This is a genomic window from Micromonospora sp. NPDC003776 (genome assembly GCF_053605645.1).
The window spans coordinates 1-1245 of record NZ_JBSGJR010000961.1; the positions used below are offsets into that span (position 1 = coordinate 1).

The 1245-nt window shown below is 74.8% G+C and carries 1 protein-coding gene and 1 pseudogene; both read left to right on the forward strand.

The annotated features are described in order from the left end of the window. Positions 1-751, forward strand: a 751-nt coding sequence (locus ACWEVO_RS36710; protein ID WP_452311978.1) for a mandelate racemase/muconate lactonizing enzyme family protein, incomplete at its 5' end; no start/stop codon positions are given. A gap of 43 nt (positions 752-794) precedes the next feature. Next, positions 795-1245, forward strand: a pseudogene (locus ACWEVO_RS36715) (glycoside hydrolase); the annotation flags it as partial.

Genomic DNA, 1245 nt, shown 5'->3' on the forward strand with positions numbered 1-1245 from the left:
CGTACCCCTGGTGCGGCTGCTCGGCGGGACCGCCCGGCGCGTCCCGACGGACGTCACCCTGGCCGCCGGCGACGCGATGGACCTGGCCGCGACCGCGACCCGCCGCGCCGCCGAGGGTTTCACCGTGCTCAAGCTGAAGGTCGGCACCGACGCGCGGGGCGACCTCGACCGGGTGCGCGCGGTCCGCGCCGCGGTCGGACCGGACGTGCGCATCCGGCTGGACGCCAACCAGGGCTGGACGCCCCGCGACGCGGTCCGGGTGATCCGCGGCATCGAGGACGCCGGCCTCGACGTCGAACTGGTCGAACAGCCCGTCCACCGCCGCGACCTGGACGGACTGGCCTGGGTCAGCGACCGGGTCGACCTGCCGGTCCTCGCCGACGAGTCGGTCTTCGACCTGCGCGACCTGGTCGAGGTGATCCGCCGCCGGGCCGCCGACATGGTCAACGTCAAGCTGGCCAAGTGCGGCGGCCTGCGCGCCGCCCGGGCCCTGCTCGACCTGGCCGCGGCGCACGGCATGGGCACCATCGTCGGCTCCATGATGGAAAGCCCGGTCGGCGTGGGCGCCGCCGCCAGCCTGGTCGCCGCGTACGGCACCAGCGCCGTTTCCGACCTGGACGCCGCCTGGTGGCTCGCCCGCTCGCCGGTCGACGGCGGCATCCGGTACGACGGCGCCACCGTGGTGCTCCCGGACGCCCCCGGCCTCGGCATCACGGACGTGAGTGAAGCAAACATTCAGCCGGTCGGTTGAGTGCGGTTGGAATTTTTCATAAGGTCGGCGCAGAGTGCCCGAGATGGGGGTGGACGTGGAACTGCAACCCGGCCGTGAGGCCGTCGTCCGGGTCCCGGTGGCGACCCTCTGGACCGCGCCCGAGGCGGTCCGGCCCGTCGACCGCCCCGCCCTGACCGACACCGCCGACATCGCCGCCTGGATCGGCGGCCTGGATCACGACCAGCAGGTCGGCGACTGCGTGCTCAGCCAGCTGCTGCTCGGCGAGCGGGTGCTCGTCACCGAGCTGCGCGCGGACGGATGGGCGCAGGTCGTCGCCCTCGACCAGCCCGCCGCCAAGCACGACCCCCGGGGCTACCCGGGGTGGCTGCCCGCCGTCCAGCTCACCGCCGCGCCCGCATCCGGGCCGTCGACCGCCCCGCTGGTCGTGGACGCCACCCACACCACGCTGCGCACCGCCGCCAGGCCAGGTGCACCAGGCCGGAGCAGTCGATGCCGAGGGTGGAGAGGCCGCC